Below are 15,402 nucleotides of genomic sequence, written 5' to 3' on the forward strand. Positions count from 1 at the left end.
CTGCGGAGAGGCCAGGGGGGCTGGCCGGGGCCTTCACCCTTCATCAACCATGACGGATCGTGAACACGGACAGGCGAACAGCATGGTTGTCGCGGCGCGCCCGCGCGGCTATTCACCCGCCTCCACTCCCGTCATGGAAAAACCATCTGGGACCTGTCCAAGGCGGGTCCACCCGGCCTGGAGCGCATGAACCCGATCCTCCATCACCGACCCTTCTGCCCGCATTCGCGTTTCGTCCGGCTGATCCTCGCCGAGCGGGGCGTCGAGGCAGATCTCGTCGAGGCCAGGCCATGGGAGCGGCAGGAGGACTTCCTGCGAATGAACCCGGAAGGCACGGCGCCGGTGCTGGAACTGGCCGACAGCGTCGCCGTCGTCGGCGCCGACGGCGTCGCCGCCTGGCTGGAAGACACCGATCACGGGCCCGCGGACCGCCGCCTCATGCCGGAGGCCCTCGTGGCGCGCATCGAGGTGCGGCGCCTGACCCGCTGGTTCCACGGCAAGTTCTTCGAAGAGGTCTCCTCCCTCCTCGTCGAGGAGAAGATCGACAAGCGCTTCATTCCCGCCGAGCACGGCGGCGGCGCGCCGAACACCGCCGCCCTGCGCGCGGCCCGCGCCAATATCCGCTATCATCTCGCCTATATCGGCTGGCTGGCGGCCCGCAACGACTGGCTCGCGGGCGCGGCCCTGAGCTATGCCGACCTTGCGGCCGCGGCGCATCTGTCGGTGGTCGACTATCTGGGCGAGGTACCGTGGAACGAAGAACCGGCGGCGAGGGACTGGTACGCACGGGTGAAGTCGCGCCCCTGCTTCCGGGCGCTGCTGAACGACCGCGTGGTCGGCATGCAGCCGAGCGCGACCTACGCCGATCTCGACTTCTGAGCGACCCGGCCGCGCTGAAGGCGGCCATCACCGAGCGCGCCCGCGCCGAGGGCTTCGACGCCATCGGCTTCACCACGCCCGATTCGGTCCCTGACGCCGCCCCTCGTCTCGCCGAGGCCATCGCCGCCGGCCATCACGGCTCCATGGCCTGGATGGCCGAGACCGCCGCGCGTCGCGGCGACCCGCGCGTGCTCTGGCCCGAGGGGCGGTCGCTCGTCATGCTCGGCGTCAATTACGGGCCGGACGAGAACCCCCTCGACGGCCTGTCGGACCGCACGGCCGGCCTCATCTCCGTCTATGCCCGCGGCGACGACTACCACGAGGTCATCAAGGCGCGGCTGAAGGCGGTCGGCCGCTGGCTCGCCGAGGAGACGGGCTGCGAACTCAAGGTCTTCGTCGACACCGCACCCCTGATGGAAAAGCCGCTCGCCGCCGCGGCCGGTCTCGGCTGGCAGGGCAAGCACACCAACCTCGTCTCCCGCGGTTTTGGCTCATGGCTCTTCCTCGGCGCCATCATGACGACGCTGGACATGGCCGCGGATGCGCCCGAGCGCGACCATTGCGGCTCCTGCAGCGCCTGCCTCGACATCTGCCCGACCGCCGCCTTCCCGCGCCCCTATGCGCTCGATGCCCGGCGCTGCCTCAGCTACCTCACCATCGAGAACAAGGGGCCGATCCCCCGCGAATTCCGCAAGGCCATGGGCAACCGCATCTATGGCTGCGACGACTGCCTCGCCGCCTGCCCCTGGAACAAGTTCGCCCAGGAAGGCCAGAACATGAAGCTCGCCGCGCGTGAGCACCTGAAGCGCCCGGCCCTCGCCGACCTTGCCCGCCTCGACGATGCTGCCTTCCGCGCCCTGTTCACACGCAGCCCGGTGAAGCGGATCGGCCGCGACCGCTTCCTGCGCAACGTGCTCGTCGCCATCGGCAATAGCGGTGACCGGGCCCTCGCGGATGTCGCAATAGACCTGCTGGTCGATCCCTCGCCGCTGGTGCGCGGCGCGGCGGTCTGGGCGCTGGGTGAACTTGCGCCGGAGCGGCTGGCCGGCGGGCCGCGTCCGGACGAGACCGATCCCGACGTGCTGGCCGAATGGAACGCAGCCCTCTCCACCCCATGAGCCGGACGGGCTAAGAGAGGCGTTCCATCCGTCCTCCGCGGTGTCCCATGCCCCATCTCCTCGTCTTCGGCCTCGGCTATTCCTCCCGCGCCACGATTCGCGCTGCCGGCGCGCGCTACGACCGCATCACCGCGACCGTCCGCTCGGCCGATCGCGCCGCGGCGCTGTCGGCGGCGCCGGTCGAGGGCCATGCCGTCACCGTCCTGCCCTTCGACGGCTCGGACGTGCCCGAGGCCCTTGCCGCGGCCATCGCCACGGCCGACGACATCCTCGTCTCGGCCCCGCCGGACGTTGCCGGCGACCCGGTTCTGCGGGCCTGTGGCGAAGCGCTGGCTGCCAACCCGCCCAAGGGCATCGCCTATCTCTCCACCGTCGGCGTCTATGGCGACCATGGCGGCGGCTGGGTGGACGAACAGACCCCGGCGACGCCCTCCAGCATCCGCAGCCGGGAACGCGTCGAGGCCGAGGCCGCCTGGCAGGCCTTCGGTCGGGCCCATGGCGTGCCCGTGGCGGTGCTGCGCCTGTCCGGCATCTACGGACCCGGCCAGAACGCCCTGGTGAACCTCGCCCGCGGCACGGCGCGCCGAATCATCAAGCCCGGCCAGGTCTTCAACCGGATCCATGTCGACGACATCGCCCAGGCCGTGCTGGCGAGCTTCGACAAGCGCTATGACGGCATCGTCAATGTCACCGACGACGAGCCCTCGCCCGCCCAGGACGTGGTGGCCCATGCCGCCGAGATCCTCGGGGTGCCGGTTCCCCCCGACATTCCCTTCGAGCAGAGCGGCCTCTCGGAGATGGGCCGCAGCTTCTACGACGAGTGCAAGCGGGTGCGGAACGACCGCTTGAAGGGTGAACTGTCCGTTAAGCTCTTGTACCCAAACTACAGGGTGGCGCTCCGGGCATTGGCCGCCGGGGGCGACGGCAGGCACTAGGGAGTTCCGCAGAGTCATCTTGTTATTGCATCGCAGCAAAGCCGGGATAGCATTGCTGCGGCGCACAAATCACGGAACCATGCCCCTTGTTGTCAGCCGCAGGCCTCCCGACGGCCGGTGCAGCGGATGACGACCGTCACCCGAGCCTGAAGGGGCATGTCATGATGATCGACATCAGCATTGCAGACCTGGCCATCGTTCTCATCGGTCTCGCCGTCGGAGGTGCGCTCGCGCTCTTCGTCGTCGATGCCGGCAAGCAGATGAACCTGCGCACTGACCCGTAAGGGTTTCAGGCCGCGTCGCCGGACAGGAGAAGCCGGCCCGCGGGGACGCCGAGCGCGTCCCACAGCAACTCACCGGCCGCCCGCAGATGCGGCGCGAGCGTGTAAGGGGCATTGACCGTCACAAGTCCCGCCCCGGACAGCCGCCGCCCGTCCACGACTCGCCAGGTCGCCTCGATGGTGAGGCATTTCGGGATCGCGAGCTCCGCGATCCGCCGATGGAACCGCTTGACCTCGTCGGGATCCTTCACCGGGTACCAGAGCAGGAAGACGCCGGTGGAAAAGCGCCGGTAGCCCTGCGCCAGCGCCTCCACCAGCCGGTCATAGTCGCCGCGCTGCTCGAAGGGCGGGTCGATCAGCACCAGACCGCGCTTCTCCTTCGGCGGCAGGAAGGCCTTGGGCGCAAGCCAGCCGTCGAGCTCGATCACCTTGGCGCGGTTTTCGCGGGCGAAGAGCCGGCCGAGATCGGCGCTGTCCTGCGGATGCAGTTCGCAGAAGGTGAGGCCATCGACCGGCCGCGTCAGCATCCGCGCGATGTCGGGGCTGCCGGGATAGAAGCGCAGACGCCCGTCCGGATTGATCATGGCGACTGCGTCGAGATAGGGGTCGAGCAGCGCCGCTAGCGGCTCAGGCAGGTCCTTGCCCCAGAGACGGCCGATGCCCTCGACCCATTCCCCCGTCCGCTCGGATGCATCCGCCGTCAGGTCGTAGCGGCCGAGCCCCGCATGGGTGTCGATGACCCTGAGCGGCTTGTCCTTCTGCACCATGTGGGAAAGCACGAAGGCGAGCACCGCGTGCTTGATGACGTCGGCCGGGTTTCCCGCGTGATAGGCGTGGCGGTAGTTCATGGCCTGCCTGTGGACGCACGGGACCGCGCCGTCAACGTCCCTTTGCCGCGATGACCGCCCAGCCGGCGACAGGTGCGCCCCCCTCCGTGCGCAGCACGACCCGCTCCAGCGAGGCGATGGCGAGCCCGGCCGCCGCAAGCCCGGTCTCGATCAGGTCGCGGCCATGGGCATAGCGCAGCGAGGCGTGGAGCATGAGCCCATCGCCGTCATGGGCCTCGACCGTGAAGCCGAGCAGCCCGCCGGGTCGCAGCACCCGCGCCGCGCCGGCGAAGACGGGACCGAGATCGGCGACATAGATCAGCACGTCGGCGGCCAGCACCAGATCGGCGCTCGCCTCCGCCTCGCCGTCGAGGAACTGGGTGAGGTCGCCGACGGCAAGCGTTCGATAGACGCCCTTCTGCCGCGCGAGATCGACCATGCGCGGCGACAGGTCGACACCGTCGATCGCCACGGCAAGTGGAGCGAAAACGGGTCCGGCCAGGCCGGTTCCGCAGCCAAGGTCGAGCATGCGGGCGAAGGCCGGTTCGCGACCGAGCGCAGCGGATGCGGCGACGACGGCGTCGCGCAGGATCTCCGGCGCGCGGTAGGAGAGGCCTTCGCGCAGAGCCTTCTCGAACCGCGGCGCATAGTCGTCATAGAGCGTGCGGATATAGGCTTCCGACATGGCCTCCTGCGCCTCGCCCCGGCCGAGCCGCGCCAGCAGCAGGCGGGCGCCAAGCGCATCGTCGGGATCGAGGGCCAGGGCCCTGGCCAAGGCGGCTTCCGCGGCCGCCGTCTCGCCGCGAGCGGCCTCGACCTCGCCCAGCGCGAACCAGCCGGCGACCCAGCGCGGCGCGATCTCCAGCGCCTGGACGAGCAGGTCGGCCGCCGCCACGAGGTCGCCCTCGGCCTTGGCGGCCATGGCGTAGTCGTAGCGGCGATCGGCAAGCAGGTCGCCGGAGGAGCGGAAGGCGGGCGGCAGGGTCACGGGGCGGGCCGGGAAGCGGTGAAGGGCGCGCGTTCCCTAACCCGCGGCGGCCCGTCAGTCATCCGCCGCGAGCGGCCCGGTGGGCTTGGCCAGCGTCTCGAAATGGCCGCGCCGCTGCAGCCACCACAGGAGGATGAGGCTGGGGATGGCGGTGAGGCAGGAGAGAATGAAGAACCACAGCCATCCGGTCTGGGCCGCCACGAACCCGGCAGGCGCAGAAATGTAGGTGCGTCCCACGGCCGACAGCGCGGACAGGAGCGCATATTGCGTCGCCGTGTGCAGCGGCGACTGGCAGAGCGCGGACAGGTAGGCGACGAAGATCACCGTTCCGATGGCGCCGGTGAAGTTCTCCGTGACGATGACGAAGGCGAGCATGCCGTAGCTCGCGGGCATTACCGCCTGAAGGGCGAAGACGAGGTTCGAGCCCATCTGCAGCAGGGCGGCAAGCCACATGCAGGACTTGAGGTCGAGGCCGCGGGCCACGAAGCCGCCCGCGAAGCCGCCTGCCAGCGTCGCTGCCAGCCCGAGCCCCTTCACGATGGCCGCATATTCCTCGCGGCTGTAACCCATGCCGCGAATGACAAAGGGGCCGGTCATGGCGCCGACAAAGGCGTCACACAGCTTGAAGAGGATGACGAAGGCCAGGACCGCGATGGCGGCGTCCCGCGTCAGGAACTCGCTGAAGGCTCCGGTAGCGGCACTCCAGACGCGCGAGAGCTGGTCGGTGCCGGCCAGGGCCTTCTCGGCGAGTTTCGACCGGTCCGGCTCCCGGGCGATGAGCGTCGTGACCATGCCGACCAGCACGAAGGCCGCCATGACGATGTAGCCAAGCGTCCAGGCCGTCGCCTTGTCGAAGCCCTGCACCTTCTCGAAGAAGGAGACGATGAACAGGGCACCGGCGGTGGAGACGAGCATGCCGACCCGATAGGCCGCCACATAGGAGCCGACGCCCGCCGCCTGCTCGGATGTGTCGAGCTTTTCGACGCGGTAGGTGTCGATGACGATGTCCTGGGTCGCCGAGGCCACGGCCACCAGCACCGCACCGAGGGCGATCATGAAGGGCGAGACGTCCGGGTTCTGCAGGCCGAGGAAGACGATGGCGGCCATGAGCAGGATTTGGCTGAACAGCAGCCAGCCCCGCCGGCGTCCGAAGAGGCGGCACAGGATCGGAATGTCGAGCGCATCGACGATGGGCGCCCAGAGGAACTTGATCGTGTAGGGCGTGCCGACGAGGGCGAAGAGGCCGATGGTGGTCAGGTTCACCGAGCTCTCGGCCATCCAGACCAGCAGGGTCGAGCCCGAGAGCGCCAGCGGCAGGCCGGCGGAGAACCCGAGGAACAGCACGATGAGCACGTCGCGGCGCAGATAGACCGCCGCCGCCTCGCTCCAGGACCGGCGCTGCGGCGCCGCAGCTTCGGCCGTCGCCTCCTGGCTCGTCATGACGTCCTCCGCTCGGTTGATCCGAGCAGGTGACGTCATCATGGTTAACGAAGGCTGAAAAGAGGCTTCAGGCCCGCTGGATCGCCGCGACCGTTTCCGGGGGAGGCCGCTTCGTCGCGCCGGGCCGGGGCTTGCCGCTGAACGGCACCTCGACGAAGCGGTGGAAGAAGGCGCCGACCGCGATCACCACCGCCGGGATCAGCACCAGCATGGCGATGGCCTGCCAGGTCGAGCCGATGGTGACCAGCTTGTCGCCATTGTGCATCACCATGCGGCCGAGGCCGAACTTGCTGTCGAGGAAGGTGCCGCCGGTCCGCAGGATCTGGAACAGGAAGGCGTGGGTCATATAGATCGCGAAGCTCCAGCGGCCGAGCGCCTGGGGGATCCGCGTCGTCAGCGCCGCCGAGATCGGTCCGCCCTCGAAGGAGAAGATGAAGACGAGCAGGCCGAAGAGCAGCGGCGCGGTCAGGTGCAGGAGGCCCATCGGCACCAGCGCCATATAGGCGAAGGCGGCAAGGGCGATGGCGGCCTCGAACCAGCCGAGCAGCCGGGCCGGCAGCGCGTAGCGCAGCCTCAGGTCATAGACGAGGCAGCCGATGGCGAAGCCGAAGAGGCAGCGCACGAAGCCCCAGTCGGAACTGACGAAGAGCGTCGCTGGCGAGACGATGGCAAGGACGAGGGCGCTGCCGAGGGCGAGCGCGAGGAAGGTCTCGCGCTTGGCGCCCGGCCACCAGAGCACGACGCCGAGGAACACCACCGAGGTCCAGAACTCCACGGCGATGCTCCAGGCCGGCCCGTTCCAGCTGAGGCCGGGATGCAGGCCGAAGGACTGCAGGAAGGCGAGGTTGGTGAGGATCTCCAGGGGCGAGCGCCCGGACGAGAAGGGCGCGGCCTCGACCCCGAAGGCGGGGTTGATGGTGGCATAGGCGAGCTTGGCGAATTCCAGCGCGACGAAGGCCGCCAGCACCGCCACATGCAGGGGCCAGAGCCTGCGGAAGCGGGCGACGAGGAAGCCCCGCGCCTGATCGGCCGAGGACAGCCGCTCCTGGTAGGCGTGGCTGATGACGAAGCCGGACAGCACGAAGAAGAAGTCGACGCCAAGCTGCAGGTTGGCGAAGGCCGGCCAGTCCTTGGCGATGTGCAGGACTGGCACATGGAACAGCACGACCAGCGCTGCGCAGATGCCGCGCCATGCGTCGAGGGCCCGGAAACGGGTCGGCAGAAGGACGGGAAGCGAGGCCGGTTGTGTCATCGTCGCACAGATCCTCGGGTGGTCGGCTTGGCTGACATGACGAGTGCAGGAGCCGTGCCGCGCGCATCAGGACCTTTACGGATCATCTGCCTAAGCATTGCGCACCCTTGTTTGCCTGTTTTTTAGGCGCATTGCATACCGGGACGCTTGGTCGCACTGCGACATTTTCTTCCCCAGCGGCAGGCCGCGGATAATTCAAACAAGGAGTCAAAGGATTGGGAGAAAAATCAGGTGCTGGCACGGCCGTTGCGAAGAGTGGAACGCCATCGGGCAAGGTTCTGGCTGCCGCAGTCCGGGGCGCAACACGTAACGGGAACAATCCATGTTGAACCTCAAAACCAAAGTGCTCGGCATGTTCGCCGGCGCCGCCATGGCAGCCGGTGCCCTCGCCGCGCCGGCCCAGGCGCAGGAAACGATCAAGGTCGGCATCCTGCATTCGCTCTCCGGCACCATGGCCATCAGCGAGACCACGCTGAAGGACGTGATGCTCATGCTCATCGAGGAGCAGAACAAGCGCGGTGGCGTGCTCGGCAAGAAGCTCGAGGCCGTCGTCGTCGACCCGGCCTCGAACTGGCCGCTCTTCGCCGAGAAGGCCCGCGAGCTGATCGCCCAGCAGAAGGTCGCCGTGACCTTCGGCTGCTGGACCTCGGTCTCCCGCAAGTCGGTCCTGCCGGTCTTCGAGGAGCTCAACTCGATCCTCTTCTACCCCGTGCAGTACGAGGGTGAGGAATCCTCGCCGAACATCTTCTACACCGGCGCCGCCCCGAACCAGCAGGCGATCCCCGCCATCGACTATCTTCTCGCCGAGGGCGTGAAGCGCTTCGTGCTGGAAGGCACCGACTACGTCTATCCGCGCACCACCAACCGCATCCTCGAGGCCTACCTGCTCTCCAAGGGCGTCAAGGCCGAGGACATCTCGGTCAACTACACGCCGTTCGGTCACTCCGACTGGCAGACCCGCGTCGCGGCGATCAAGCGCTTCGGCTCGACCGGCGTGAAGACCGCGGTCGTCTCCACCGTCAACGGCGACGCCAACGTCCCGTTTTACAAGGAGCTCGGCAACCAGGGCATCAAGGCCACCGACATCCCGGTCGTCGCCTTCTCGGTGGGTGAAGAGGAGCTCGCTGGCATCGACACCCGTCCGCTCGTCGGCCACCTCGCCGCCTGGAACTACTTCCAGTCCGTCGACAATCCGGCGAACCGCGACTTCATCGCCCGCTGGCGCGCCTTCAAGAAGAACGAGCGTGCGGTGACCAACGACCCGATGGAGGCCCACGTCATCGGCTTCGCCATGTGGGTCAAGGCCGTCGAGGCCGCCGGCACCACCGACGCGACCGCGGTGCGCCGCGCCATGATCGGCATCGCGGTGCCGAACCTCACCGGCGGCATCTCCACCATGATGCCGAACCACCACATCACCAAGCCCGTGCTGATCGGCGAGATCCAGGCCAATGGCCAGATCCAGACCGTCTGGCAGACGCCTGGCACCGTGGTGGCCCAGGAGTGGTCGCCCCACCTCGAGGGCTCGCGCGACCTCATCGCCGACCATCGTCCGCCGATGAACTGCGGCAACTTCAACGTCCGCACCGGTCGCTGCGGCGGCGCCCAGCGCTGACCCCACGTCCGACCGACCAGGAGGCGCGCCGTCCGCGGCGCGCCTCGCCTTCCCCGGCAGTGCTTTCCTGAAGAGGGCCGAGCTTGAGCGACATGATCCGACGCCCCGGCCTCGCGGCCCTCCTTGCCGCCCTTCTCGCCGTCTTCCTCCTCGCCCCGCCCTCTGCCCGGGCGCAGGACGCCGCCCCGCTGATCCAGCGGATGGCGACCGAAACCTTCAACGACATCGCCGGCGCGGTTGCCGCCCTCGCAACCTCCGGCTCACCCCGCGCCGCCCCGGTCATCGAGGCCCTGCGCGACAACCGCCTCGTCTATCGCCAGGCCGATCGCGCCGTCTTCATCCGTGAGCCGAGCGGCAGCTTCGTCTCGGCCCTCACTGGCGAGCCGGTCGCCGATGCCGGCACGACCCGCCCCGTCCGCCTCAACAATGCCGTGCGCCGCGCCATTGACGCCGCCATGGGGGCCCTGACGCTGATGAACCCCGACCCGGCCCGCCGCGCGGCTGCGGCCGAGGCCGTTTTCAAGTCGCGCGACGCCACCGCCCTGCCGGCCCTCGAACAGGCCATCACCCAGGAGCGCGACCCGCGCATCCGCATCCTCATGGAGGAGGCGCGCGCCGCCGTCGTCGTCGCGAGCTCCGAAGCGAACGAGGCCGACCGCATCACCGCCATCGGCGTCATCCAGCGCCGCGGCGACCAGGACGCCCTTCGCATGCTCGGCTCGCTCCCCGCCAATGCGCCGCCGCGGGTCCGGGAGGCCGCCGAGAGCGCCTCCGTCGCCATCCGCCGGACCCTGGCCGTCTGGGAGGCGGTGCAGAATGTCTGGTACGGCCTGTCGCTCGGCTCGGTGCTGCTGCTCGCCGCCATCGGCCTTGCCATCACCTTCGGCGTCATGGGGGTCATCAACATGGCCCATGGCGAGATGGTGATGATCGGCGCCTACACGACCTTCGTGGTCCAGCAGGTGCTGCGCACCATGGCGCCGGGCCTGATGGACGTCTCGCTGTTCATCGCCCTGCCCATGGCCTTCCTGGTGGCGGGAGCCATCGGCATCGCCATCGAACGGCTGATCATCCGCCATCTCTACGGCCGGCCGCTGGAGACGCTGCTGGCGACCTGGGGCGTCAGCCTCGTGCTGCAGCAGGCGGTGCGCTCGTGGTTCGGCCCGACCAACCGCGAGGTCACGACGCCCTCCTGGATGAGCGGCTCCTTCGAGGTCGGCCACCTCGCCATCACCGCCAACCGCCTCGCCATCATCATCTTCGCGGCCATGGTCTTCGCCGCGCTGCTGCTCTTCCTGAAGCGCACGCCCTTCGGCCTGCAGACCCGCGCCGTCACCCAGAACCGCCGCATGGCCGGCGCCATGGGCATCCGCACCAACTGGGTCGACGCCTTCACCTTCGGCCTCGGCTCCGGCATCGCCGGCCTTGCCGGCGTCGCGCTCAGCCAGATCGACAACGTCTCGCCGAACCTCGGCCAGGGCTACATCATCGACAGTTTCATGGTCGTGGTCTTCGGCGGGGTGGGCAACCTCTGGGGCACGCTGGTCGGCGCCATGACGCTCGGCATCGCCAACAAGCTGCTCGAGCCCTATGCGGGCGCGGTGCTGGGCAAGATCCTGCTCCTCGTCTTCATCATCCTGTTCATCCAGAAGCGTCCGCGGGGCCTCTTCGCCCTCAAGGGCCGGGCGGTGGAATGATGCTCACCCGGTTCCTCCTCGAGAAGATCGACCGCACCGGCTGGATCTTCCTCGTCCTCCTCGCCCTCGCCGCCGTCATGGTGCCGGTCCTCAACCTCATGGTGCCGCCGGGCTCGCCCTTTCACGTGTCCAACACGGCAGTGAGCCTGTGGGGCAAGTACATGACCTATGCCCTGCTCGCCCTCGCGGTGGACCTGGTCTGGGGCTATTGCGGCATCCTCTCGCTCGGCCACGGCGCCTTCTTCGCCCTCGGCGGCTATGCCATGGGCATGTACCTGATGCGGCAGATCGGCCCTCGCGGTGTCTATTCCCACCCGATCCTCCCCGATTTCATGGTCTTCCTGAACTGGAAGGAGTTGCCGATCACCTGGTGGGGCTTCTCCTCCTTCCCCTATGCCATGCTGATGGTGGCCCTCGTTCCCGGCCTGCTGGCCTTCGTCTTCGGCTGGTTCGCCTTCCGCTCCCGCGTCACCGGCGTCTACCTGTCGATCATCACCCAGGCACTGACCTACGCGCTGATGCTCGCCTTCTTCCGCAATGACATGGGCTTCGGCGGCAATAACGGCCTGACCGATTTCAAGGACATCCTCGGCTTCAACATCCAGTCGCAGACCACCCGCGCGGTGCTGTTCTCGCTCTCGGTCATCGCCCTGATGATCGGCTATCTCCTCGCCCGCGCCATCGTCACATCGAAGGCCGGCAAGATCCTCATCGCCGTGCGCGATGCCGAGGCCCGCACGCGGTTCCTCGGCTACCGCGTCGAGCACTTCAAGCTCTTCGTCTGGACGGTCTCCGCCGTCATGGCGGGCATTGCCGGGGCGCTCTACGTGCCGCAGGTCGGCATCATCAATCCCAGCGAATTCTCCCCCGCCAATTCCATCGAGACCATCGTCTGGGTGGCGGTCGGCGGCCGCGGCACGCTGGTCGGCGCAGCGCTGGGCGCAGGCCTCGTCAACTTCGCCAAGAGCTGGTTCACCGGCGTCTTCCCGCAGGGCTGGCTCTTCGCCCTGGGCGGCCTGTTCATCGTCGTCACCCTGTTCCTGCCCAAGGGCATCCTCGGCACCTTCACCGACTGGTGGAAGCGCCGCGGCGAGACCCGCGAGCCCCCGGCCGGCAAGGCCGTGGGCCAGCCGGCCGAGTGAGGGGGTCCCGATGCTGATCGATCCGATGGAAACCCAGCTGCCCACCGAGCCCGTCAAGGCCATCGAGCGCCCGCAGGTCGTCACCCAGTCGCTGCTCTATCTCGACGGCGTCTCGGTGAGCTTCGACGGCTTCCGCGCCATCAACAACCTGTCGCTCGTCATCGCCCCCGGCGAGATGCGCGCCATCATCGGCCCCAACGGCGCCGGCAAGACGACGATGATGGACATCATCACCGGCAAGACCAAGCCGGACACCGGCGACGTCATCTTCGCCGGCGAGGTGGACCTGACCCGCCTCGACGAGACGGCCATCGCCAATCTCGGCATCGGCCGCAAGTTCCAGAAGCCGACCGTCTTCGAGAGCCACACGGTCGAGGACAATGTCGACATGGCGGTGAAGGCCGACCGCACCGTCTTCGGCACGCTGTTCCAACGCCGCTCGGCCGAGATCGCCCGCCGCGTCGACGAGATCCTTGGCATCGTCCGCCTCGGCGACCACCGCAAGCGCCTGGCGGGGGACCTTTCCCACGGCCAGAAGCAGTGGCTGGAGATCGGCATGCTGCTGGCGCAGGACCCCAAGCTCCTGCTCGTCGACGAGCCGGCCGCCGGCATGACCGACGTGGAAACCGCCGCAACCGCCGACCTCCTCAAGGACATTGCCAAGACCCATTCGGTGGTCGTGGTCGAGCACGACATGGGCTTCATCCGCGACCTCGGCGTGAAGGTCACCTGCCTGCACGAGGGCTCGGTCCTCGCCGAGGGCAGCCTCGACCAGGTGAGCGCGGACGAGCGCGTCATCGAAGTCTATCTGGGGCGCTGATCCATGCTGGACGTCAAATCCGTCGATCTCCATTACGGCGCCGCCCAGGCCCTGCGCGAGGTCTCCGTCGTGGTCGAGCCCGGCAAGGTCACTTGCGTCCTCGGCCGCAACGGCGTCGGCAAGACCTCGCTCATGCGCGCCATCATGGGACATCAGCCGATTTCCGGCGGCGAAATCCTGTGGGAGGGCCGGGACATCAGCCGCATGCCGCCCTTCGAGCGCGCGCGGCGGGGCATCGCCTATGTGCCGCAGGGCCGCGAGATCTTCCCGCTGCTGACGGTGAAGGAGAACCTGGAGACGGGCTTTGCGCCCCTGAAGCGCGCCGACCGCACCATCCCCGATGACATCTTCTCGCTCTTCCCCGTCCTGAAGGACATGCTCGGCCGTCGCGGCGGCGACCTCTCGGGCGGCCAGCAGCAGCAACTTGCCATCGGCCGCGCCCTTGTCACCCGTCCGCGCCTCATCGTGCTGGACGAGCCCACCGAGGGCATCCAGCCCTCGATCATCAAGGATATCGGCCGCGCCATCGACTATCTGCGCCAGAAGGGCGACATCGGCATCCTGCTGGTGGAGCAATATCTCGACTTCGCCGAGGAGCTCGGCGACCGCTTCTACGTGATGGAGCGCGGCCGCGTCGTGGTGCAGGGGCTGAAGGGCGAGGTGGACCGCGACGCGCTCCACAAGAGCATGGCGATCTGACGCCGCTGCGTTCACCGCGCACAGGGTCCTCCACGGCGGGCTTGCATATTCCCGTTTCGTCGCGCCTTCGTCTATCCTGGCGGTCCGGAGAGCGCATGCATGTCTGAAGGCCCCTTCTCGCGCGGCGTTGTCGCCGCCCCCCACGCCGCCGCCGCAGAGGCTGGCCGGCAGATCCTCGCCGAGGGCGGCAACGCCATCGAGGCCATGATCGCCGCCGCGGCCACCATCGCCGCGGTCTATCCGCACATGACCCATGTGGGCGGCGACGGCTTCTGGCTCATCCACCAGCCGAGCCGCCGCGTCCACGGCATCGAGGCCTGCGGCTATGCCGGCGAGCGCGCGACGCTCCGTTCCTATCTCGACAAGGGGCTCTACGAGATCCCGACCCGCGGTCCGCTGGCCGCGCTCACCGTGCCCGGCGCCATCGGCGGCTGGCGCCTTGCCAATGCCATGGCGAAGGCCTCCGGCGGCAAGCTGCCACGCACCGTCATGATGGAGCCGGCCATCCGCGCAGCGCGCGAGGGCTACAAGGTCAGCCGCTCCCAGGCCCGCCTCACCGTCGACAAGCTCTACGAGCTGAAGGACTGCCCCGGCTTCGCCGAGACCTTCCTCGTTGACGGCAAGCCGCCCACCGAGGGCACGATCCTCAAGCAGACGACGCTGGCGGACACGCTCGACCACCTCGCCCGCTCCGGGTTCCAGGACGCCTATCGCGGCGACATCGCCCGCGAACTCGCGAGTGACCTCGAGGCCATCGGCTCGCCCGTCACCCGCGCCGACCTCCAGGCCTATTACGCGGTCGAGCGCGCGCCGCTGAGCCTCGCCCATTCGCTCGGCACGCTCCACAACATGCCGCCGCCGACGCAGGGCCTCGCCTCGCTGATGATCCTCGGCATCGTCGACCAGCTTGAGGCCATGCACGGCTCGGTGACCCCGGACACGCTCGGCTTCGTCCACCGCATCGTCGAGGCAACCAAGCGCGCCTTCATCGTGCGCGATCGCTTCGTCACCGACTATGACCGCCTCGACGGCGATCCCCTCGCCTTCCTGCGGCCAGACGCGCTGAAGGCCGAGGCGGGCAAGGTCGACATGGGCCGCGCCCTGCCCTGGCCGCACAAGCCCGCCCCGGGCGACACGATCTGGATGGGCGCGGCGGACTCGGAAGGCCGCGTCGTCTCCTACATTCAGTCGATCTACTGGGAATTCGGCTCCGGCTGCGTCTCGAAGTCGACCGGCTTCCTCATGCAGAACCGCGGCGCGAGCTTCGTGCTCGACCCGCGCGCGCTCAATCCGCTCGAGCCGGGCCGCCGCCCCTTCCACACGCTGAACCCGGCCATGGCCCAGCTGAAGGACGGGCGCGTCTTCGCCTATGGCACCATGGGCGGCGAGGGCCAGCCGCAGACCCAGGCGCAGATCTTCGAGCGGCACGTGCGCCATGGCCAGCCGCTGGAGGCAGCCCTCGACGCGCCGCGCTGGCTGCTCGGCCGCACCTGGGGATCCTCGGTCACCAGCCTGCGCTTCGAGCCGCGCTTCGACGAGGGTCTCATCGCGTCGCTCGAGAAGATCGGCCACCAGACCGCCGTCGTGGATGAAGCCTATTCCGACACGATGGGCCATGCCGGCGGCGTCACGCTGCACACCGACATGTCGCTCTCCGGGGCACACGATCCCCGTGCCGACGGAGGCGCCGCCGGCCTCTAGGGGCGCTG

General features: G+C 68.6%; 14 protein-coding genes. 10 read left to right on the forward strand and 4 right to left on the reverse strand.

What is annotated here, in order from left to right; all coding sequences use genetic code 11:
* The first annotated feature begins 186 nt into the window (after nucleotides 1-186).
* The 4 genes from C8P69_RS16205 to C8P69_RS24470 all read left to right on the forward strand — a co-directional run bounded on the left by C8P69_RS16205 (nucleotide 187) and on the right by C8P69_RS24470 (nucleotide 3,216).
* The gene (locus tag C8P69_RS16205) at nucleotides 187-879 is read left to right on the forward strand and encodes a glutathione S-transferase family protein (RefSeq protein ID WP_108178584.1); all 693 of its coding nucleotides are present in this window, start codon (nucleotides 187-189) and stop codon (nucleotides 877-879) included.
* Entirely contained in the window at nucleotides 876-1,997 is a 1,122-nt protein-coding gene (queG, locus tag C8P69_RS16210) for a tRNA epoxyqueuosine(34) reductase QueG (protein ID WP_245902094.1), read from the forward strand. Before C8P69_RS16205 ends, queG begins: the two co-directional genes overlap by 4 nt.
* 47 nt (nucleotides 1,998-2,044) lie before the next feature.
* Nucleotides 2,045-2,932 (forward strand): SDR family oxidoreductase, encoded by an 888-nt coding sequence (locus C8P69_RS16215; RefSeq protein WP_108178478.1) that lies wholly within the window; start codon nucleotides 2,045-2,047, stop codon nucleotides 2,930-2,932.
* 161 nt (nucleotides 2,933-3,093) lie between these two features.
* Entirely contained in the window at nucleotides 3,094-3,216 is a 123-nt protein-coding gene (locus C8P69_RS24470) for a hypothetical protein (RefSeq protein ID WP_273510984.1), read from the forward strand.
* A 5-nt stretch (nucleotides 3,217-3,221) separates the two neighbouring features.
* Here C8P69_RS24470 and C8P69_RS16220 read toward each other — a convergent pair whose 3' ends face one another.
* The 4 genes from C8P69_RS16220 to C8P69_RS16235 form a co-directional block, all read right to left on the reverse strand.
* Nucleotides 3,222-4,061 (reverse strand): 23S rRNA (adenine(2030)-N(6))-methyltransferase RlmJ, encoded by an 840-nt coding sequence (locus C8P69_RS16220; RefSeq protein WP_108178479.1) that lies wholly within the window; start codon nucleotides 4,059-4,061, stop codon nucleotides 3,222-3,224.
* A gap of 31 nt (nucleotides 4,062-4,092) precedes the next feature.
* On the reverse strand, nucleotides 4,093-5,028 hold the full coding sequence (locus tag C8P69_RS16225; protein WP_245902079.1) for a class I SAM-dependent DNA methyltransferase: 936 nt from the start codon (nucleotides 5,026-5,028) through the stop codon (nucleotides 4,093-4,095).
* Nucleotides 5,029-5,082: 54 nt separating this feature from the next.
* Nucleotides 5,083-6,468: an AmpG family muropeptide MFS transporter gene (locus tag C8P69_RS16230; protein WP_108178480.1), complete on the reverse strand. Its 1,386-nt coding sequence runs from the start codon at nucleotides 6,466-6,468 to the stop codon at nucleotides 5,083-5,085.
* 67 nt (nucleotides 6,469-6,535) lie between these two features.
* On the reverse strand, nucleotides 6,536-7,720 hold the full coding sequence (locus tag C8P69_RS16235; protein WP_108178481.1) for an acyltransferase family protein: 1,185 nt from the start codon (nucleotides 7,718-7,720) through the stop codon (nucleotides 6,536-6,538).
* A gap of 352 nt (nucleotides 7,721-8,072) precedes the next feature.
* Here C8P69_RS16235 and urtA point away from each other — a divergent pair, with 352 nt between their 5' ends.
* From urtA to C8P69_RS16265, 6 genes are all read left to right on the forward strand, one after another.
* Nucleotides 8,073-9,335, forward strand: coding sequence for an urea ABC transporter substrate-binding protein (urtA, locus tag C8P69_RS16240; RefSeq protein WP_108178587.1), 1,263 nt, complete (start codon nucleotides 8,073-8,075; stop codon nucleotides 9,333-9,335).
* A 92-nt stretch (nucleotides 9,336-9,427) separates the two neighbouring features.
* Entirely contained in the window at nucleotides 9,428-11,032 is a 1,605-nt protein-coding gene (urtB, locus tag C8P69_RS16245; protein WP_108178482.1) for an urea ABC transporter permease subunit UrtB, read from the forward strand.
* Complete coding sequence (gene urtC, locus C8P69_RS16250; protein WP_108178483.1) at nucleotides 11,032-12,174, forward strand: urea ABC transporter permease subunit UrtC; 1,143 nt, start codon at nucleotides 11,032-11,034, stop codon at nucleotides 12,172-12,174. The genes urtB and urtC overlap by 1 nt, the downstream gene beginning before the upstream one ends.
* A gap of 25 nt (nucleotides 12,175-12,199) precedes the next feature.
* Nucleotides 12,200-12,994 (forward strand): urea ABC transporter ATP-binding protein UrtD, encoded by a 795-nt coding sequence (gene urtD / locus C8P69_RS16255; protein WP_108178588.1) that lies wholly within the window; start codon nucleotides 12,200-12,202, stop codon nucleotides 12,992-12,994.
* Nucleotides 12,995-12,997: 3 nt separating this feature from the next.
* Nucleotides 12,998-13,693: an urea ABC transporter ATP-binding subunit UrtE gene (gene urtE, locus C8P69_RS16260; protein WP_108178484.1), complete on the forward strand. Its 696-nt coding sequence runs from the start codon at nucleotides 12,998-13,000 to the stop codon at nucleotides 13,691-13,693.
* A 99-nt stretch (nucleotides 13,694-13,792) separates the two neighbouring features.
* Nucleotides 13,793-15,394 (forward strand): gamma-glutamyltransferase family protein, encoded by a 1,602-nt coding sequence (locus C8P69_RS16265; protein WP_108178485.1) that lies wholly within the window; start codon nucleotides 13,793-13,795, stop codon nucleotides 15,392-15,394.
* Nucleotides 15,395-15,402: the final 8 nt, after the last annotated feature.

The organism is Phreatobacter oligotrophus (assembly GCF_003046185.1).
GTDB lineage: Bacteria > Pseudomonadota > Alphaproteobacteria > Rhizobiales > Phreatobacteraceae > Phreatobacter > Phreatobacter oligotrophus.